The organism is Paenibacillus thermoaerophilus (genome assembly GCF_005938195.1).
GTDB lineage: Bacteria > Bacillota > Bacilli > Paenibacillales > Reconciliibacillaceae > Paenibacillus_W > Paenibacillus_W thermoaerophilus.
This window is the reverse complement of the sequence record NZ_VCQZ01000005.1, coordinates 104,584-123,329: the sequence shown is the minus strand read 5'-3', so window position 1 is coordinate 123,329 and position 18,746 is coordinate 104,584. Positions and strand designations below refer to the sequence as shown.

The 18,746-nt window shown below is 62.0% G+C and carries 18 protein-coding genes and 1 riboswitch; of the genes, 14 read left to right on the top strand and 4 right to left on the bottom strand.

What is annotated here, in order from left to right:
- Positions 1–172 precede the first annotated feature (172 nt).
- From FE781_RS05565 to FE781_RS05550, 4 genes are all read left to right on the top strand, one after another.
- Positions 173–1,000 carry an alpha/beta hydrolase family protein gene (locus FE781_RS05565; protein ID WP_138788606.1) on the top strand — a complete coding sequence of 276 codons (828 nt, stop codon included), beginning with the start codon at positions 173–175 and terminating at the stop codon, positions 998–1,000.
- Between the two features lie 216 nt (positions 1,001–1,216).
- A complete protein-coding gene (locus tag FE781_RS05560) occupies positions 1,217–1,948 on the top strand; it encodes a (Fe-S)-binding protein (RefSeq protein ID WP_138788605.1) in 732 nt (243 codons plus the stop codon).
- Positions 1,949–1,962: 14 nt separating this feature from the next.
- Positions 1,963–3,432, top strand: a complete 1,470-nt coding sequence (locus FE781_RS05555; protein WP_138788686.1) for a LutB/LldF family L-lactate oxidation iron-sulfur protein — start codon at positions 1,963–1,965, stop codon at positions 3,430–3,432.
- Positions 3,429–4,244, top strand: a complete 816-nt coding sequence (locus FE781_RS05550) for a LutC/YkgG family protein (protein WP_138788604.1) — start codon at positions 3,429–3,431, stop codon at positions 4,242–4,244. The genes FE781_RS05555 and FE781_RS05550 overlap by 4 nt, the downstream gene beginning before the upstream one ends.
- A gap of 121 nt (positions 4,245–4,365) precedes the next feature.
- Here the strand turns inward: FE781_RS05550 and FE781_RS05545 are convergent, their stop codons facing one another.
- Complete coding sequence (locus FE781_RS05545) at positions 4,366–5,208, bottom strand: sugar phosphate isomerase/epimerase family protein (protein ID WP_138788603.1); 843 nt, start codon at positions 5,206–5,208, stop codon at positions 4,366–4,368.
- A gap of 181 nt (positions 5,209–5,389) precedes the next feature.
- Between FE781_RS05545 and FE781_RS05540 the strand changes: the two genes are divergently transcribed.
- Positions 5,390–6,985, top strand: coding sequence for a glycoside hydrolase family 28 protein (locus FE781_RS05540; RefSeq protein ID WP_138788602.1), 1,596 nt, complete (start codon positions 5,390–5,392; stop codon positions 6,983–6,985).
- 103 nt (positions 6,986–7,088) lie between these two features.
- On the opposite strand, the gene FE781_RS05535 is transcribed toward FE781_RS05540, so the two are convergent.
- Complete coding sequence (locus FE781_RS05535) at positions 7,089–8,219, bottom strand: AI-2E family transporter (protein WP_138788601.1); 1,131 nt, start codon at positions 8,217–8,219, stop codon at positions 7,089–7,091.
- Positions 8,220–8,394: 175 nt separating this feature from the next.
- Here FE781_RS05535 and FE781_RS05530 point away from each other — a divergent pair, with 175 nt between their 5' ends.
- The 3 genes from FE781_RS05530 (at position 8,395) to FE781_RS05520 (ending at position 9,594) form a co-directional block, all read left to right on the top strand.
- Entirely contained in the window at positions 8,395–8,697 is a 303-nt protein-coding gene (locus tag FE781_RS05530; protein ID WP_138788600.1) for a HesB/IscA family protein, read from the top strand.
- Between the two features lie 3 nt (positions 8,698–8,700).
- Complete coding sequence (locus tag FE781_RS05525) at positions 8,701–8,922, top strand: YuzB family protein (protein ID WP_138788599.1); 222 nt, start codon at positions 8,701–8,703, stop codon at positions 8,920–8,922.
- 235 nt (positions 8,923–9,157) lie between these two features.
- Positions 9,158–9,256, top strand: a riboswitch (cyclic di-GMP riboswitch).
- Between the two features lie 62 nt (positions 9,257–9,318).
- Positions 9,319–9,594, top strand: coding sequence for a hypothetical protein (locus tag FE781_RS05520; RefSeq protein ID WP_138788598.1), 276 nt, complete (start codon positions 9,319–9,321; stop codon positions 9,592–9,594).
- 38 nt (positions 9,595–9,632) lie between these two features.
- Here FE781_RS05520 and FE781_RS05515 read toward each other — a convergent pair whose 3' ends face one another.
- Positions 9,633–10,457 (bottom strand): sulfite exporter TauE/SafE family protein, encoded by an 825-nt coding sequence (locus tag FE781_RS05515; RefSeq protein WP_138788597.1) that lies wholly within the window; start codon positions 10,455–10,457, stop codon positions 9,633–9,635.
- 27 nt (positions 10,458–10,484) lie between these two features.
- Positions 10,485–11,372: an AraC family transcriptional regulator gene (locus FE781_RS05510; RefSeq protein WP_211346312.1), complete on the bottom strand. Its 888-nt coding sequence runs from the start codon at positions 11,370–11,372 to the stop codon at positions 10,485–10,487.
- 120 nt (positions 11,373–11,492) lie between these two features.
- Between FE781_RS05510 and FE781_RS05505 the strand changes: the two genes are divergently transcribed.
- From FE781_RS05505 to FE781_RS05480, 6 genes are all read left to right on the top strand, one after another.
- Positions 11,493–14,000: a glycoside hydrolase family 2 TIM barrel-domain containing protein gene (locus FE781_RS05505; RefSeq protein ID WP_138788596.1), complete on the top strand. Its 2,508-nt coding sequence runs from the start codon at positions 11,493–11,495 to the stop codon at positions 13,998–14,000.
- Between the two features lie 40 nt (positions 14,001–14,040).
- On the top strand, positions 14,041–15,156 hold the full coding sequence (locus FE781_RS05500) for a glycoside hydrolase family 88 protein (protein WP_138788595.1): 1,116 nt from the start codon (positions 14,041–14,043) through the stop codon (positions 15,154–15,156).
- A 440-nt stretch (positions 15,157–15,596) separates the two neighbouring features.
- Entirely contained in the window at positions 15,597–16,199 is a 603-nt protein-coding gene (locus tag FE781_RS05495) for a class I SAM-dependent methyltransferase (protein ID WP_211346311.1), read from the top strand.
- Positions 16,200–16,328: 129 nt separating this feature from the next.
- The gene (locus FE781_RS05490; RefSeq protein ID WP_138788594.1) at positions 16,329–17,123 is read left to right on the top strand and encodes a thymidylate synthase; all 795 of its coding nucleotides are present in this window, start codon (positions 16,329–16,331) and stop codon (positions 17,121–17,123) included.
- Positions 17,124–17,171: 48 nt separating this feature from the next.
- Positions 17,172–17,657: a dihydrofolate reductase gene (locus FE781_RS05485; protein WP_138788683.1), complete on the top strand. Its 486-nt coding sequence runs from the start codon at positions 17,172–17,174 to the stop codon at positions 17,655–17,657.
- A 117-nt stretch (positions 17,658–17,774) separates the two neighbouring features.
- The gene (locus FE781_RS05480; protein WP_138788593.1) at positions 17,775–18,623 is read left to right on the top strand and encodes a lipoate--protein ligase family protein; all 849 of its coding nucleotides are present in this window, start codon (positions 17,775–17,777) and stop codon (positions 18,621–18,623) included.
- Positions 18,624–18,746: the final 123 nt, after the last annotated feature.

Genomic DNA, 18,746 nt, shown 5'->3' with positions numbered 1-18,746 from the left:
CCTGAACATGCGTCGCTTACACGGCCGGCATAAGCTGGCGGACCCAACGGAGAAGGAAAAATTCAGGCGCGATTTCTCCTTGACAGATGGCGAAGTCGATGATACATTTAATTCATACTAAACATCTAGGAATAATGAGTAAATGCAAGCAGATAGATCGGAGGCACTTCCAATGGAGCATCGTTTAACGATTCGGCATGGAGACATTGAACTGGCGGCGACGCTGCATTATCCGTCAGTGCCTCATCCCGTTCAGGAGCAGTCGGGCAAATGGCCGATTATCATCATCTGCCACGGCTTCGTCGGCAACCGGATCGGGGTCGACCGGCTGTTCGTGAAAGCGGCCCGCGATTGGAGCGAGCACGGCTACCTCGTGCTCCGGTTCGACTATGCGGGCTGCGGCGAAAGCACGGGGGATTACGGCGCGTCCGGCATCGACGACATGATCTCGCAGACGAGGCGCGTTCTCGACTATGCGCTCAGCCTGGACAGCGTGGACCCGACCCGCGTTATCCTGCTCGGACACAGCCTCGGAGGCGCGGTGGCACTGTTGACGGCCGCCCGGGATCAGCGCGTCAAATCACTTGTGCTCTGGTCGGCCGTCGCTTATCCGCTGAACGATATCGTCGGAGTCGTCGGCCGTCCGGCATACGATGAGGCGATCCGCACGGGAGCGGTCGATTATTCGGGCTACAAGCTCAGCAAATCGTTTTTCGAATCGCTGTCCCGCCATCAGCCGCTGCAGGAAGCCCGCAATTTCCGCGGAGACGTGTTTCTCCTGCACGGGGCCGGCGACGACGTGATCCCGTCGGATTACACGTTTCTCTACCAGCGGGTGTTCTGGCTGCGTTCCGACGGCATCTGCGACAAGGAAGTGCTGCTTCATGCCAATCATACATTCTCAACGACGGACTCGTCGACGCAAGCCATCTCGAAAACCCGCTGCTGGCTGATCGGCATCGACCGACAGAAAAAAGAATGGAACGACTGGACGATCTGAATATCGGGCGCGGCACCACCCAGGCAATCGCCCGCCCCGCATTCGGCCCTCTTCCCGCGGAAGAGCGGCCGAATTTTTTTTCTAAGCGGAGCAATAAACGCGGCGATACCCGCCGCATACGATGTTCTTGTCAAAACCCAACTTATCTGATAACCTGATAACCAAGAAGCAAATGAATAATCCGATCCATCTTTTTCCTGAAACGAGGGAAACCCGATGAAAGTCTCCTTGTTCGTTACGTGCCTCGCCGACCAGATGTATCCGGAAGTCGCCGAGAGCGTCGTGAGGCTGCTGCATCGTTACGGCTGCGAGGTCGATCTGCCCGAGCTGCAGACATGCTGCGGACAGCCCGCCTTCAACAGCGGGTACCAGGACGAAGCCCGAGCCGTCGCGCGCAATCTGATCCGCGCCTTCGAGCACAGCGACTATGTCGTCTCGCCATCCGGCTCCTGCGCCGGCATGGTGCATCATTATTATCCGGACTTGTTCCGCGACGAGCCGGAGTGGAAGGCGAAGGCGGAAGCTCTGGTCGCCAAGACGTATGAATTTTCGCAGTTCCTGGTCCGCGTCCTGGGCGTCAAGGATGTGGGAGCGTCCTTCCCGTATAAGGTGACGTACCATCCGTCGTGCCATGCCAGCCGGCTGCTCGGCGTGCGCGAGGAGCCGCTGGAACTGCTGAGGAACGTACGGGACGTGGAATTCGTCGACCTGCCCAAAAAAGAAGACTGCTGCGGCTTCGGCGGCACGTTTGCGGTCAAGATGGCCGATATGTCCGAGGCGATGGTCTGCGAAAAAGCGGCGCATGTCTGCGAGACGGGAGCCGAGGTGCTGGTCGGCGGCGACATGGGCTGTCTGATGAACATCGGCGGAAGGCTGAACAAGGAAGGCAAGCCGGTACGGGTTCTGCATCTCGCGCAACTGCTGGAGGAAGGAGTGAAGCTCCGGTGAGCGCGAAGACGTCAATGTCAAGCAGCGATACGGAATTGATCGGAACGGGGCTCCGAAAACGGACGGAAAAAGCGCTGAACGACCCGTTCCTGCGGGCGGCGGTCGCCTATACGACCGACAAGCTCCGCTCCGGCCGGCTGGCGGCGATGGAAGAGTTCGGGGATTGGGAGCAGTGGCGCAGCCGCGCGCGGGAAATCCGCGCCCATACGATCGCCCATTTGGACTATTACCTGGGCCAATTCGCGGACAATGTGGAGAAAGCCGGGGGCATCGTTCATTTCTGCTCGACGGGGGCCGAGGCTGTCGATGTCTTCCTGAAGATCGCCAGATCGAAAGGCGCCAAGCTCGTGGCCAAAGGCAAGTCCATGGTGTCGGAGGAAATGCACCTGAATCACCATCTGGAGCAGGAAGGCATCCGCGCCATCGAGACCGACCTCGGCGAGTACATCCTCCAGTTGGCCCGCGAGACGCCATCTCACCTGATTATTCCCGCGATCCACAAGAACAAGCGGCAGATCGCCGATCTGTTCGAGGAGGAATCCGGACAGCCGATGCCGCCGGAGACGAAGGCGCTGGCCGGTTACGCGAGACAGAAGCTTCGCGAGATTTTCCTTGAGGCCGATATCGGCCTGACCGGCTGCAACTTCGGCATCGCCGAAACCGGCGCGATCACGCTGGTCTCCAACGAGGGCAACGGCCGCATGGTTACGACCTTGCCCAAGACGCACGTCGTCGTCATGGGCATGGAGCGGCTCGTGCCGACCTACGACGATGTCGAGGTTATGCTGAACATGCTGGCGCGAAGCGCCACGGGGCAGAAGCTGACGACGTACACGTCGTTTATCACCGGTCCGAAGCGCCGGGGCGATCTCGACGGAGCCGAGGAGCTTCACGTCATTATTTTGGACAACGGACGCTCCGCCCAGCTCGGCGACCCCGTCTTCCAGGAAGTGCTGCACTGCATCCGCTGCGCGGCTTGCCTGAACGTCTGTCCCGTATACCGCCATGTCGGCGGGTATACGTACGGCTCCGTCTACAGCGGCCCGATCGGCGCCGTGCTGACGCCGCTGCTGCAGCAGGATATGAAGGAGGCGGGGCAGCTCGCCTACGCGTCCAGTCTGTGCGGAGCCTGCTACGAGGCTTGTCCGGTCAAAATCCCGCTGCACGACATGCTCGTGCAGCTTCGCGCCCGCAAGGTGAAGCTGGGATTGACGCCTTGGACCGAGCGGGCGGCGTTCAAAATATACGCGACCGGCTTCGGCAATGTGAAGCTGTACTCGTGGGGGGCGAAGCTCGCCCATTATGCGATGAAGCCGATGGCGCGCGGAGGACAGATCCGCAAGGCCCCCGGCATCTTCGGCGGCTGGACGCAATCGCGGTTCCTGCCGATGAAGCCGAAGCGATCGTTCCGCGAGCGCTGGGCGGAGCTGCAGCGCGAATTGCAGGCCGAGCGGGAGAAGCAGCTAGGAGGAGAGGACCGATGAGCGGCCCGAATCACAACGCGGGAACGTCGGGCGGCGGACGCCCGTACGGACGCGAGGCGTTCCTGCGGAACATCGCGAACCGGCTCGGCCGGCGCGAACCGCTGACCGAAGCACCGAAGCGGGATGTGCGCGGCGTGCCGGAATTTTACGCCCGGCGGGAGTTCGACAAGAGCGAGCGGATCGAAGGTTTCGTGCGCAACTGGTCGGCGCTGACGGGCAAGACGCTGGTGACGACAAGCGCCAAAGCCCGGGAAGAGATCGCGGCTTTTCTGCTTGAAGCGATTCGCGAGCATGGCATTGCCGGGGTGACCCGCTGGGAGCACGAAGAGCTGGCGGCTCTCGGGCTGGACGAAGTGCTGGCTGCCGAGGGAATCCCGGTCGTGCCGTGGCGGGAGCTGAGCGAGGCCGAGGCGGAAGCGACCGGGCTGCTTGCCGGGTTGCCCGCCGCCGGCGGCAATTGGGCGTCGCGCAGCCCGCTGCTGCGCGCGGCGGAACGCTGCCGGCTGGGCATCGTGTGGCCGGACGCGGCGATCGCCAATACCGGCACGCTTGTGCTGCAGGCCCGCGGCGGGCGCGGCCGCTCCGTCAGTCTGCTGCCGGACGTGCTGTTCGCGATCTTCCGCGCGGACCAGTTGGTTACGCGGATGGGCGAAGCGTTCGAGCGCGTTCGGCAAGGCTGCGAATCGCCGGCCGATTGGCCTTCGTCCCTGAACCTGGTGACAGGGCCGAGCCGAAGCGCCGATATCGAGAACGATCTGACGATCGGCATCCACGGTCCCGGCAAAGTATACGCCGCCATGATCGCCGATTGACCGATGGACTCGCCCGTTCTGGCCCATACGCTTCCGAGAAAAAAAGCCTCCGATCCCGGAATGCCGGGTTCGGAGGCTTTTGCCGTCAGGATGGCCGGCGATGCGGCCGGACGTCACGCGATCACAGCGATTTCAGCACGCCCTGAAGATAAGCGATCGAGTCCGCCACGTGGTCGGGTTTGATGCCGCCTTCGAACGACAGGTTGAGATGCGGCTTCAGCTTCTGCAGCCGGCCCAGGAAGTACGGATAATCCAGCTCGCCCGTACCCATTTTGACGTAGCGTTTGACGCCGGCCTCATCGAAAGCGAGATCCTTGACGTGGCCCAGCACGATCCGGTCGCCGAACTGCTCGAACGCGCGGTCGAGCACTTCGCGCTGGCGGCCGATATTTTGCGCGTTCAGCAGGTGGCAGGGATCGAACACGACGCCGATATTTCTCGACGGGACCTCCTCCAATAGCCGCGCCATCAGGTCGGACGTGTGGATCACCTCCGTCGGGGAAGCCTCGATGCCCACATGCACGCCCCACCGTTCCGCCTCCTCCGCCATTTCCTCGACCGCGGAGCGGAGCAGTTGCCACAGCTCGTCGTCCGTGGCGTCCGGACGAGCCTTGCGATAGTCGGCGACGTTGCCGGTTTCCGTGGCGACGAGGCTGGCGCCGAAGTCCCGCGCGTAGCGGATATGCTCCTTGAACCGGTCGATGGCATAACGCCGGGCGGCCGGGTCCGGGTCGATCGGGTTAATGTAGCAGCCGAGCACCGAGATGCGCACCCGCTCGCGTTCGAACGCCTCCGCGATGTGGTTGGCCAAGCCCGTGCTGAGCCGCCCGAGGCTCGAATCCACATCCGTCAAAGCTTTGGCCAGAGCCAACTGTACGAATTGCAGCCCGTACGAAGCCACGGTCGCGGCGACCTCCGCGGCCGTCCCTTTTTTCAGATCGTGCGCCAATACGCCAAACCGCATGCGATGAATCCTCCTTTTTTTGCGAAGCTATGTTCACGTTAACATAACCAATATGCCGGAAGCAACGCGAAACCGCCGTTTGGCCGGAATAGTTAATTCCGGCGTATAGACCGTCATGGGCTTCCCTCTTAATATTGAAGGAGAACCAGGGAGGGGTCAATCCAGAGAGGAGATGGGTTTGATGAAAAATCCGACAACTTTTAATATTCTCGACTACGGGGCGGTCGCCGACGGCACGACGCTGAATACCGAAGCGTTCAGAAGAGCGATCGAGGCATGCGCCGAAGCCGGCGGAGGCACGGTCGAAGTTCCCGCGGGCGTTTATTTGACCGGCGCCATTCATCTGCGCAGCCGGATCACGCTGCACCTGCACGCCGGGGCCAAGCTGCTCTTTTCCACGAATCCGGACCACTATCCGACCGTGCGCACCCGCTGGTCCGGCTACGAGTGCTACGGGTATTCGCCGCTGATTTATGGAATCGGGCTCCAGCAGGTCGCCATCACCGGCCGCGGCGTGATCGACGGACAAGGAGCGGCGTGGTGGGAGTCATACCGCGAATGCAAGGCGGGACGCCGCCAGCAGACGGACCGGGAGCGGGAGTTCGCGCGATTAAACGCTTCGCTGATGGGAATCGCCACCAATATCGTCGAATGGCCGACCCAGTTCCTGCGTCCGCCGCTGCTGCAGCTTGTCGATTGCGAGAACGTGCTTCTGGAAGGCGTCACGTTGCAAAATTCGCCGTTCTGGAACACGCATCTGGTGTACTGCCGGCATGTCACCGCGCACGGGCTGACGATCCTGAATCCGTCGGATACGCCGAACGGCGACGGCATGGATATCGACTCCTGCTCGTACGTGCGGGTATCGGACTGCCACTTCGACGTCGGCGACGATTGCCTGTGCCTGAAGTCGGGCATCGACGAGGACGGCCGCCGTGTCGGCCTGCCGACGGAGAATGTCGCCATCGTCAACTGCACAATGAAGCGCGGGCACGGCGGCGTCGTGCTCGGCAGCGAGACCGCGGGCGGCATTCGCCACGTGGTGATCTCCAACTGCATCTTCATCGATACTGACCGGGGCATCCGGCTGAAGTCCAACCGCGCGCGCGGCGGAACGATCGAAGAGCTGAAGGTCAGCAACGTGTTCATGAAAGGGGTGCTGTGCCCGTTCGCGATCAATTCCTTCTACCGGCACGGGGTCGATCCGTCCAACCCGTCGATCTCCAGCCCCGAACCGCAGCCGGTTACGGAATGCACGCCCGTGTTCCGCAACATTTATCTCAGCCACATCACGGCGACCGAGGTCAAAGGCGCGGCGGCGTTCCTCTACGGGCTGCCGGAAATGCCGATCGAAGGCGTCGTGCTGGATCACGTGACGATCGAGACGACCCGCGACCCGGAGGAGGCCGGAGGCGAACCGGATATGGTGCGGGAGAAGCTTGTGATGGCGGGCAAAGGACTGTTCGCGAAGCACGTGCGGGAGCTGTCGCTGCACCATGTGCGCATCGAAACCCGCGAAGGCGCGGCGATTAAGCTGGATTCGACGGAGAACGTCGATATCCGGGGCTTCGCGATGCGCGCTCCGCACGAGGATTCGCCGGTGATCGAGCTGAAGCAATCAACCGGCGTGACGATTGCCGACAGCCGGATCGGAACGGGGGCGAAGCAATTCGTGCGGCTGGACGGCATGGATGCGGTCGAGCTGCGCGACAACCGCATCGGCGGCGGCTGCATCGAGGTTGTCAAGGCCGTCGGCGTGCAAGGGCTGAACGGCTGAACGGCCGGGGCCGCCGTCAGCGTGAAGCGTCTGCCCGACACGAAGAGGTTCCTCGATCGTACAGAGCAGAGAAGCCAGCCGCGCAAGCGGGCTGGCTTCTTCGTTAATTCGGGGCCGGCGATTGCGGCGGGGCAGGCGGATTGGCGGGGCCGTCGAACTCGTCGACCGGCATGCGAATCCACTTCTGCAAGTACCCTTGATCCAGCAGCGCCTTCAGCAAAATAATCAGAATCGGCGACAGGATCAAGCCCGCCACTCCGAACAGCGACAAGGAAATAATCATAAACGACAGCATCGTAAAGCCGGAGACGCCCAGCGAGTTCCCCGTAATTTTGGGTTCGAGAACTTGCCGGGTGATCATGACGACCAGCAGCAGCGCGGTCAGGATGATCGCCATCGTCGTCTGGCCCGTAATCAGCAGGTAAGCGATCCACGGGATAAACACAAGCGGCACGCCCAGCAGCGGCAGCACGTCGAAGATCGCCGACAGCACCGCGATCGAGAAGGAATTGTCCACGCCGAGCGCAAGCAAAGCCAGCCAGATCACAAGGAAGGTGATCGACACGAGCTTCGCCTGCGCCTTCAGATACGTCACGATGCCTTTAAACACGTTGTCCCGCAGGAAGAAAAAGGCGGTTTTAAACGTGCGCGGCACTTTCTCGCGGGAAAATTTCTTCCAGAACTCGATCTCGCTGCTGAGGAAATAGGCGAGGATGATGCCGATCACGAAGTTGACGATAAACGTGGAGACGCTGGATACGGTAGCGACGAACCACATCAGAACCGCCGTCCCGATCGTGCTGGCGAATTCGGCCAACTTGGACGAATAGTCCGCGGCTTTGTCGGTCAGCTCCTGCGGCACCAGGTTGCTCTGTTCTTGCGCCCACTCGATAAAGTTCAGGAACTCCCGCTGCGCGATCATAAAGTAGTCCGGCAGCCGGTTCGCCAAAATCGTGATCTGCGCGGCAAACACGATGCCCGCCAACACCAGCAGCGTAATGATGGTCAGCACAAAGACGATGGTGGCGATCGCGCTGGCGATGGCTTTTTTCATCCCTCTCCGGTGCAAAAACGCCGCGAGCGGTTCGATCATGGCGTAGATGACAAACGAGAGGAAGATCGGGGCCGCAATCTTGTACAGGAAGCTGAACGCCAGCATAAACAGGTACACCGTCAAGACGATCAACGCGATGTCGAAGGCGGTGCGGTAATATTTTTTATAAAAAGACAGCATAACGACCCTCCGTCGGCGGCAGGCTGTATACGTTCCTTATTTCCATATTGTAACGTCCGTGCGGACAAATGTCACGAAGCGAGCGCGGCGGCCGTGTACGCTGGACTCCGCCGCCGGTATGCTCTAAAATAGGAGGAAATGCGTTTTTTACAAACAGAGAGAGGACGACCGTATCATGAATTGCAAAATTACGCGCAATGCCGCCAAAATCATCCGGCAGGAGCTGGACAAGGAAGAAAATAAAGAATTGAAGCTTCGCGTATACGTGACGCACAACCACGGCGACCACGCCCATTACGGATTGACGCTGGACAAGCCGAAGGAAGGCGACGCCGTCGTATCGACGGACAAGGGCATCGAGGTGCTGCTTGCGAAGGACGAGCCGATGCTGGACGGCGTCAAGATCGACTACCTGTACTTTCCGCAAGAAGGCTTCGTCATCACGAATCCCGTCAAGGGCAACCACGGTGACCATTGACCCATGGCCAACAAGTTTTGGATTTGCAGCAAGTGCAAGCACATGAGCTTCAAGAACATGAAGGCGAAGCTGATGAAGCTGGACCCGGAGGCGGAATTGAAGATCGGCTGCAAATCGTATTGCGGACCGTGCTCGCGTTACGCATTCGTCTACGTGAACGGTCGTTATTTGACCGCTCCGACGGAGGACGAAGTGTTGGAGAAGGTCAAAAAATATTTGAAATAAGCATACTCGGCAAGTTCGCAACTCGAGCTCCCCGGGCCGCGCATACGGCCTGACGGGAGCTTTTTGCGTTTGCGCCGCTGCGCGCGGCAGCTCGGGGCCCGACCCGTTACAAAATCGGGACAATTCGACGTTTTTCCGTGAATTGGGACTTTCGGTGGATGTACCTTTGTCCGACGATGACGTATTTTGGTAAATGACAGGAGAAATCTGCCTTTAGACACAGCAACTTCAGTCGATCCCGAAACGGCAAACCTGGCGAAAGCCAGCGGCGCAAAGCTACAGGGGCTACAGCGGAGCGAATCGCGGACTCCGGCCAGGCCAGCCAGCTACCGAACGATGTGTTGGAGTTTTTTGTTTGCCCATAGATGAAAAAAATTTTCACAAGGAGGAGCGTTTATGAAAACCGGCATGGAGCATGGCGTCCTGCTAGGCAAACTGTTGGCATGGGACGGAAGAGTCCTCGGACTTGTGCGCGAAGGGGAACAGTGGAGCTTCCTGCTCGACGGCGAGCGTTATCCGCTCAACAACCGCCGGTGGGACTTCGAGCTGCTGCTCGCTCGCGACGGCGGATTGTTCACGTTTTATTGGGACGGGGAAACGAAATGCTCGCTGCGCCTGCTGTCGGACCGGCAGGGCGTGCTCGATCTGTACGAGCATCTTCGCAAAATTTGAACGGATCCGGCAGGACAATCGCCCCAGCTGCCCCGGATTCAACCGGTTAGACCGGACGCGATCATTCGCAGCGCGAGCAGCACAAACGTGACGCGCAGCACGTTCAGCAGCGCCTGTCCGCTCATGCGCGACGTGATCCATGCGCCCCAGATTCCCCCAAGCCAGGCCCCCGGAGCGAGAGCGGCAGCCGCGGCCCAATCGACGTTGGACTGGGTGATGTGCGTGAGACTTCCGGAGCAGGCGGACAGCAGGATCACGAACATCGAGGTGGCGGTCGCGACATGCGGCGGGTACCGGAACAGGAGAACCATCGCAGGGACGAACAGCGAACCGCCGCCGATGCCGAACAAGCCGGAGACGAAGCCGACCCCGAGGCCGATGCCGACCGCCCAGACGGGATGATGGCCGTATTCGTGCACCCGACCGTCGGCATCCGCAAACATCCGCTTGACCGGCCAAGCCCGCGTCAGCGGACGCATATGGCTGCGGGCGAACAGCAAGCCGGATAAGGCCAGCATGAACACGCCGAACGCCAGCTCGAACTGCGCCGGCCGCAGCGTCTCCGTCATCGCGGCGCCCGCCGCGGAAGCCGGGACGCTCGCCGCCGCGTAAAGCAAGCCGCTGCGGAAATCGACGCGCTTGCGCCTGGCGAAAGCCCAAGTCGAGGACAAGGCCGTTACGATCAGCACGACGAGCGACGTGCCGACCGCCGTGCCCGTCCCGATCTCCTCGCCCGTCAACAGCTCTCCGAACGCGATCAGCCCCGGGACGAGAATGACGCCGCCCCCCAGACCAACGACGCTGCCGAACGTGGCGGCGGCCGCCCCCAACGCAAACCATGCGAGAATTCCCCATAGATCCATCGCGATTTCGAATCCTCCCCGCCGGCCCTATCGGTTAGGGTCCGGCTTCCAGTCGGCCGAGCGGCGGAAGGCCCTCGGCGTCATGCCTACCTGCTTGCGGAACCATTGGCAGAAATACGAGTCGTTCGGCAGGCCGACCGATTCCCCGATCTCGCGGATCGACAGATCGCTTGTCCGCAGCAGCCAGCAGGCTTGCCGGATGCGCCGCGCCGCCAAATACTCCGTAATGCTGCTGCCGACCGCTTTGCGGAACGCCGCCGATATATGGTTCGGAGACAGGTGGATGTCGTCCGCAAGCCGCTTCAAATCGAACGCCTCCGCATAATGGTCTTCGATCCAGACCATCACCCGCTCGGCGACGGAATGCGTCCGGACTCCGGCCGATTCCTTGTCCGCGCCCGGCCGCTCCGGCGTATGGCTGCTGGCGTGATGGAGGAAGGCCGTCAGGAACAGCAATTGCTCCTCCAGCAGTCTCGCCGGATCGGATTGCCGAAGCCTCGGGAGATGCATCCGGATCAAGGCCAGCACCTGGTCCGGATCTCCGATGGAAAATCCCTGCGGGACAAGCGTGCCGTCGGTCATGCTGCGCAGGTAAGACCGCAGCGACGGAAACGCCGCAAGAGCGGCGTCGACGACCGACGGCTCGAATACGAACAACGACCGGACATATCGCGGCCGATCGGCGGGGGCGAGGCGCAGGCGGTGCAGTTGGAACGGACGAAAATAAAGGAGCGTGCCCGGGGATATCCGGATAATCTGCTGGCCGACTACGGCCGTGCCTTCGCCTTCGTGCACGAACAGCAGCTCCATGCCTTGATGCGCGTGATAGATTTCCCGAAATTCGCGAGTCCGGTCCCTTTCGAACGACAAGTATACCGGATGCTGGTTGAGATTGAGGTAATTCAAGATCTTCATGCGGCGCACCCGCTTCTCCACAATCGTAACTGAACAACATTTTAGCATAACCCCCCGACAAATCTCGACCGCAAGCTCTGGTACAATCGGTCGCAGAACGAACCAGAGGGAGGAAAACCGGTGATCAGACGCAAGCTGTCATCAGACTGGGAGCATCGGACGGGAGGGTTGGGCGGACCTTGGGAGGTCTGGCGCGCGGACAAGCTCCGGAACCACTACAATGTGCCTTGGCATCCGGTGGAGCTTCCGCACTCGTATAACGGTTACGACGCGCTCGATCCGGATGCCGTCTACTACCAGGGACCGGGTTGGTACCGCACGAAGCTTGAGATGGACAATCCGTACCCGGGCGGACGGACGCTGCTGCATTTCGAAGCGGCGGGCCAGCGGGCGGACATCTACGTCTATACGTGGAAGGTCGCATCGCATACGGGCGGATACGATGAATTCGTCGTCGATATCACCGAGGCGGCGGCTTGCGCGCGCGGAATCGAGCGTTACGGCGGCAAGGTGCCGGTTGCGGTCGCCTGCGACAACAGCCGGGACCTGGAGACCATCCCGTCGGACGCCAGCGACTTTCATCTGTACGGCGGCCTGTACCGCGACGTGCATCTGGTGTACGTGCCCGCGATATCGCTGGCCCGTGTCCATATCGAGCCGGAGACCGAAGGGCTGGCCCGGGGAGAGAGCGGCTGCGTCGTCCGCGTGCGCGGCGAGCTGTACAACCCGGAGGGCCGCGAGGACGGACTGCGGGTGAGCGTCGTCGTCCGCGACAGGGAAGGGCGGATGGTGGCGGAGAGCGCGAGCGGGCAGACCGCTCCGTGGGCGGGCATGCGGGAGCTGGCGGCGTTCCGGCTGGAAGCGCCGCGGCTGTGGTCCCCGGACGATCCGTACCTGTATACGTGCGAGGTTGCGCTGGAGAGCCCGCACGGCAAGACCGCGCTGACCGAACGGTTCGGGGTGCGCTATTTCCGCTTCGAGAAGCGCGGTCCCTTCTATCTGAACGGCTCCCGGCTGCTGCTCCGGGGCACGCATCGGCACGAGGACCACGCGGGGGTCGGACCGGCGATGACGGAAGCGATGATCCGCGAGGAGATGCGGCTCATCAAGGACATGGGGGCCAATTTTATCCGCCTCGGCCATTACCAGCAGTCCAGGCATGTGCTTGATCTGTGCGACGAGCTCGGCTTGCTGGTCTGGGAGGAAATCCCGTGGTGCCGCGGCGGATTGGGCGGGGAGAGCTACAGACAGCAGTGCCGCGATATGCTGACGGCGATGATCGGGCAGCATTACAACCACCCGTCCGTCATCCTCTGGGGACTGGGCAACGAGAACGACTGGGAGTGCGATTTCGATGAGTTCGACAAGGACGAGATCCGCCGCTTCATGAAGGAGCTGCACGAGCTGTCGCACCGGCTGGATGCGGGACGGCTCACGGCGATCCGCCGCTGCGACTTCTGCAAGGACATCGTCGACGTCTATTCGCCGTCCATCTGGGCGGGCTGGTATCGCGGCATCTATACGGACTACGAGGCGAGCTCGCTCGCGGCGTCGCGGGAGGCGGACGCGTTCTTCCATATGGAATGGGGCGCGGACAATCTGGCCACCCGGCATGTCGAGAAGCCGTACACCGGCTTCGAATTCATCCCGCGCGGCGACGGAACGCGGACGGACGAACGCGACGGCGATTATCTGCTGACGGGCGGCGAGCCCCGGGTTTCCCGGGACGGCGATTGGTCGGAGACGTACTTCTGCGAGATGATCGACTGGGTGCTGAAGTCGCAGGAGCGGATGGACTGGCTGACGGGAGCGGCGCAGTGGGCGTTCAAAGACTTCGCGACGCCGGTGCGGCCGGACTCGCCGATTCCTTACCTCAACATGAAGGGCGTCATCGAACGCGATTTCACCAAAAAAGAAGCGTATTACGTCTTCCAGTCGTATTGGGCAGCCAAGCCGATGGTGCGCGTATACGGCCATTCGATGCCCGTTCGCTGGGGGGACGAAGGGGAGACAAAAACGCTGAAGGTGTACTCGAACTGCGAGGAGGTCGAGCTGTTCCTGAACGGCCGGAGCCTCGGCGTCAAAAAACGGAATTCGCAGGACTTCCCGTGCGCCGGTCTACGCTGGGAGGCGAAGCTTTCGGCGGGCGAATACGAGGTCAGAGCCCTCGGGCGGCACCGCGGGGAAACCGTGGAGGATACGGTTCGCTTCACGTACCAGACGGAGAAATGGGGCGAGCCGGCGAAGCTGGAGCTGACGGCGGAGCGCGTCGCGGATGGCCGCATCTACGTGGAGGCCCGCGCGGTGGACGCGAACGGCGTCTGGTGTCTGGACGCTTCGGCGTTCGTCCGGTTCGGCCTTGCGGGCGACGGCAAGCTGCTGGACAATCTCGGAACCGTGCGAGGTTCGCGCCTCGTGCAGCTCGCATCGGGCCGCGCCGGGATCTATGTCGATCCGGTGGGCGGCGCGCGAGCCGCGATACCGGTAGCCGATTTTGTAACCGCCGGGGGACCCGCAGCCGCGAAGCCGGGGGGACGATCCGGCGGACCGGCGGGAACGGGAATCCGGCCGAGATCGGTCGTCAGCGTCAAGGCCGAGGGGCTGGAGACGGCCTTTATCGAGATTTAGGCATGAATCGCGATTCGACCATCCACGGGAGGGATGACGCATGGAACGGGAACAACTGCAGCCCGTCCGCATGATCGAACGGCTGGACGGAAAAATCACGCGCATGATCGGGCAAATCGGAAACCGGGTGCCGCACGTCGCCAAGGAAGACGGCGTCTACGATCATACGCCCATCGACTGGTGGACGTCGGGCTTTTGGCCGGGCATGCTGTGGATCATGTACGATCTGACGGGCAAGGAGCATTACCGGGAAGCGGCATGGGGCTATGACGAGGCGCTGGAGCGCCGGTGGCTGGAGCCGAACCGCTTCCATCACGACGTCGGCTTTCAATTCCTGCCGACCGCCATGCTGAAGCACGAGTTGACGGGAGACGCCGATGCGCTTCGCCGGACGATCTTCGCCGCCGGCGTGCTGGCCGGACGGTACAATCACGAGGGCCGGTTCATCCGCGCGTGGAACGACGACAAAACCGGCTGGGCGATCATCGACTGCACGATGAATTTGTCCTTGCTGTTCCAGGCTTCGGAGAAGACGGGCGACCCCCGCTACCGCCAGACGGCGATCCGCCACGCCGATACGGTTCTGGAGCATTTCGTGCGCCCGGACGGCTCGGTGCGCCATATCGTCAGCTTCGATCCGGCGACCGGCGCGTTTATCGAGGCTCTCGGCGGACAGGGCTTCGGACCGGATTCGTCGTGGAGCCGCGGGCAAGCTTGGGCGCTGTACGGGCTGGCGAACGTCTCGCGCTATACGGGGGACGCGCGGTATCTGGACGCGGCGAAGCGGGTCGCGCATTATGTCCTCGCGTCGCTGCCCGAGGACTTCGTCCCGGCCTGGGACTTCCGTGCGCCCGATGCGGCGGACGGCCCGCGCGACTCATCGGCGGGGGCGATCGCCGCATCCGGCCTGATCGAGATCGCGAAGCTTGTGCCCGAGCCGGAGTCGGACTTCTATTTCCGCGCGTCCCGGCGTATGTTGGAATCGCTGGCGACGAGGTACGCAACCTGGGACCGCCCGGAGCATCAAGCCATACTGCTGCAAGGAACGGGCCACAAGCCCGCCGGACAGAACGTAAACGTGTCGCTTATATACGGTGACTACTATTTTGTAGAAGCGTACGCGAAGCTCGCGGGCTGGAAGCGGCACGTATTCTGACGAAGGCGGCGAAAAAGGCGGCGGGACCGGGCTTTGTGCGGCATCGCCCTGGAATCAGGCGAGCGGTGCCGAAGCGGCACCAAAGCGGGAACGGCATGGCGCCCAACACGATCGTCCCTATCGCGGGATGCAGGTCGGCCGGAAATTCCGGTCGGCTTTTTTTATCGCGCGATTGCCGGAAGATGGGGGCGCTCAGCCCATGTTCCGGTCGGCGGATGGGGTTCTTTCTCTCCGGGCGCCGCAAAAAGAAGGATGACGGACATAAGTCGCGAAAAAGAAATAGACGGCGGATCGAACGATACGCAGAAAAGAACCCCCAATCCCCACATTTTCTCCTTGGAATCTTCGGCGAAACCACCTTTTCGTCAATTGGCTGCTGGTTTGTCCGGACCCGATGAGGCGTCCGCAACCTTTAAGAAGACGGGAGAGGATGACCCTCCATGCCTGACGGCAAAAGCTATAAAAAGAAGTTCGTTGCGGCAAACGAGATGTGGCTGTTTTTGACCCGTTTCCTGCGGGACCCGCGTCAAGTAGGCAGCGTGCTGCCGAGCTCGCGTTATCTGGCGAAGGCGATGGTCGGGGAGATCGAATGGGCGCGGACGCGGGCCGTAGCCGAACTGGGAGCGGGAACCGGCGCCATTACCGGCGTGATGATGGCAGCGAAGCCGCCGGGGACGAAGGTGTTCCTGTTTGAGAAGGACGACCGCCTCCGGCAAAGGCTTCAGCAAGATTTCCGCGACTGCATCTGCTGCGCGGACGCCAGCGAGATGGCGCGGGCGATGCGGAGCCAAAACGTGACGGGACTGGATTGCGTCGTCAGCGGCTTGCCTTTTTTCAACTTCCCGGCGCCGGTTCGGGAGTCGCTGCTGGGACAGGTCGCCTCGGCGCTCGATCCCGGCGGACAATTTATCGCTTTCCAATATTCGCTGCAGCTCAAACCGCATTTGACCCGTTATTTCCGGATCGAGAAAATCAAAATGGCTCCCTGGAACGTGCCGCCCGCTTTTGTGTTCGTATGCCGTAAAAAAGAGGGCGTATCGTGACGCCGGATTGGCGGCTCGCCGGGGCTTCTCCCGATGCATACCGCACGCCGCTTTCGTCTGGTATAATGGAGGTTATGATCTTTTTTCAAGAAGGCCAGTTTCAGGACTGACGAATCGAGAGGTGCTCTTATGAAAAGCTATCAGGATCTCCTGAGAGATATTTTGGAAAACGGCGTCCGCAAGGAAGACCGGACGGGAACGGGAACGATCTCGGTGTTCGGCCGCCAGCTCCGCTTCGACCTGTCGAAGGGATTTCCGCTGTTGACGACAAAAAAGCTGCATACGAAATCGATCGTGCATGAACTGCTGTGGTTTCTCAGCGGAAGCACGAATATCCGGTATCTGCAAGAGAACGGCGTCACGATCTGGGACGAGTGGGCCGACGAGCAGGGCAATTTGGGACGCGTGTACGGCGCGCAATGGAGAACGTGGCAGGCCCCCGACGGCCGGGTGATCGATCAGATCAGCGGCGTCATCGATCAGATCCGTACCAATCCCGATTCCCGCCGGCATCTCGTCAGCGCATGGAATCCCGCGGAAGTCGAAGACATGGCGCTTCCGCCCTGTCACTACGCTTTCCAGTTTTATGTCGCGAACGGGCGGTTGTCGTGCATGTTCCAGATGCGGTCGGTCGATACGTTCCTGGGACTGCCGTTTAATATCGCGTCCTATGCGCTGCTTACCCACATGGTCGCGCAGCAGTGCGATCTGGAGCCGGGCGAGCTGATCTGGACAGGAGGAGACGTTCATCTCTATCTGAACCACTTGGAACAGGCGAAGCTTCAGTTGAGCCGGGAGCCGTATCCGCTGCCCGTTCTGCGCATTCTTCGCAAGCCGGATTCCATATTCGAATACAAGTATGAGGATTTTGTCTTTGAAGGCTATCAGTCCCATCCGGCCATCAAAGCTCCGATCGCGGTCTGAGGAGGGGGAACGATGGAAAGGATGAACGGACACGGGAGCCGTCCGCGGGTGCTGTCGGCCATCGCCGCGATGGGCCGCGGGCGTGTCGTCGGCCTCCACAACCGGATGCCGTGGAAGCTGCCGGCGGAGATGAAATATTTCCGCGAGACGACAACCGGCCATACGGTCATCATGGGCAGGCGCACGCTGGAATCGATGAACGGCGCGCTGAAAAACCGCCGGAATGTGGTGCTGACGCGCAACCGTTCGTACACGGCCGAGAATTGCATCGTCGTGCATAGCACGGAAGAGGCGTTGGCCGCCGCAGCCGGAGAAGACGAAGCGTTCGTGATCGGGGGACCCGAGATTTACGCGCTGTTCCTGCCGATGCTGGACAAGCTGTACCTGACGCATATCGACCACGAGTTCGAGGGGGACGCCTGGTTCCCCGAATTCGACGAGAAGGAGTGGCGCGTCGTATCGCGGAAGCCGGGCGTGACGGACGAGCGGAATCCGTACCGGTACGAGTTTGTCGTCTACGAACGGGTCCGGTAATCATACGCGGAGGAGGCGGACATGCCCCGCGATATTTCCGGTTGGGGCCGAGGAGGCCGGATTGTCCCTGCGCGGAAACGACAAGCGCCGGCGGGAACGCTTCAAGGAGTGATGAAGATGAAGGAGAAGAATGAAACGGGGCTCGGTCTTCCGGCCCCTTTTTATATATGGGATCGTTCGGAGACACCTATGGAGGGCGATGTGCTGCTGCCCTTCGCTTACGAGGAATGGCTGTGCCGCCTGATCGGACGCGGCGAGCTGCCCGCGGGCGTCCATCTGTGGCGGCATCGCGGCGCGGCGGTGCTCGGCTTGCGGGACCGGCGGCTGCCGGAAGCGGAGGCGGCGATGGCGCAGTTTGCGGCCGAGGGCTGGTCGGTCGCCGTACGCAATTCGGGCGGCGCGCTGGTGCCGCTCGACGAGGGCGTCGTCAACGTGACGCTGATGCTGCCGAATCCGGCGGGCGTCATGGAGCATCGCGCCGACTTTCGCCGGATGGTGGCGCTGCTGACGGAGACGTTGCGCGACGCCTGGGGATTGCGCGCCGAAGCGGGCGAGATCGCCGGGGCGTACTGTCCCGGCGAATACGACGTATCCGTCGACGGCCGCAAGTTTTGCGGCATCGCCCAGCGGAGACAGCTTCGCGCGAGCGCCGTGCAGGCGTTCGTCGTTGCCGGGGGCAGCGGCTCGGCGCTGGCGGCGCGGGCGCGGCGGTTCTACGATACCGCCGCCGGTGCCCGCGCGGGTGAATCCGGGCTCGACTACCCCGTAGTCGAACCTGGATTCACCGCCAGCCTCGCCGAGCTGACCGGGGACGCCGCCCTCGACGCGGCCGCGTTCAAGCGTGCGCTGATACGCTCGCTTGAACGGCACGGCGCGGTGCGGGCGGCGGAGCCCCCGGTGCCCCCGCAGGGCGAGCTCGAACGCCTCGTCGCGGCGATGCGCGAGCGTTACGACAAACGCGCCTGACGCGCTTGTCGCTGCCTGAACCGGGGGGCGCGAGACGCGGCCGGCTCGGCTGCCCAGCGGCTTGGCGCTCTTCCTTACGAGGCGGCGGTTCCGTTACACCGCACACGAGTCGATTTGTCGCCC

Coding starts and splice junctions, on each gene's coding strand:
- FE781_RS05565 (WP_138788606.1), top strand. CDS start 173: ATGGAGCATCGTTTAACGATTCGGCATGGAGACATTGAACTGGCGGCG.
- FE781_RS05560 (WP_138788605.1), top strand. CDS start 1,217: ATGAAAGTCTCCTTGTTCGTTACGTGCCTCGCCGACCAGATGTATCCG.
- FE781_RS05555 (WP_138788686.1), top strand. CDS start 1,963: ATGTCAAGCAGCGATACGGAATTGATCGGAACGGGGCTCCGAAAACGG.
- FE781_RS05550 (WP_138788604.1), top strand. CDS start 3,429: ATGAGCGGCCCGAATCACAACGCGGGAACGTCGGGCGGCGGACGCCCG.
- FE781_RS05545 (WP_138788603.1), bottom strand. CDS start 5,208: ATGCGGTTTGGCGTATTGGCGCACGATCTGAAAAAAGGGACGGCCGCG.
- FE781_RS05540 (WP_138788602.1), top strand. CDS start 5,390: ATGAAAAATCCGACAACTTTTAATATTCTCGACTACGGGGCGGTCGCC.
- FE781_RS05535 (WP_138788601.1), bottom strand. CDS start 8,219: ATGCTGTCTTTTTATAAAAAATATTACCGCACCGCCTTCGACATCGCG.
- FE781_RS05530 (WP_138788600.1), top strand. CDS start 8,395: ATGAATTGCAAAATTACGCGCAATGCCGCCAAAATCATCCGGCAGGAG.
- FE781_RS05525 (WP_138788599.1), top strand. CDS start 8,701: ATGGCCAACAAGTTTTGGATTTGCAGCAAGTGCAAGCACATGAGCTTC.
- FE781_RS05520 (WP_138788598.1), top strand. CDS start 9,319: ATGAAAACCGGCATGGAGCATGGCGTCCTGCTAGGCAAACTGTTGGCA.
- FE781_RS05515 (WP_138788597.1), bottom strand. CDS start 10,457: ATGGATCTATGGGGAATTCTCGCATGGTTTGCGTTGGGGGCGGCCGCC.
- FE781_RS05510 (WP_211346312.1), bottom strand. CDS start 11,372: ATGAAGATCTTGAATTACCTCAATCTCAACCAGCATCCGGTATACTTG.
- FE781_RS05500 (WP_138788595.1), top strand. CDS start 14,041: ATGGAACGGGAACAACTGCAGCCCGTCCGCATGATCGAACGGCTGGAC.
- FE781_RS05495 (WP_211346311.1), top strand. CDS start 15,597: ATGCCTGACGGCAAAAGCTATAAAAAGAAGTTCGTTGCGGCAAACGAG.
- FE781_RS05490 (WP_138788594.1), top strand. CDS start 16,329: ATGAAAAGCTATCAGGATCTCCTGAGAGATATTTTGGAAAACGGCGTC.
- FE781_RS05480 (WP_138788593.1), top strand. CDS start 17,775: ATGAAGGAGAAGAATGAAACGGGGCTCGGTCTTCCGGCCCCTTTTTAT.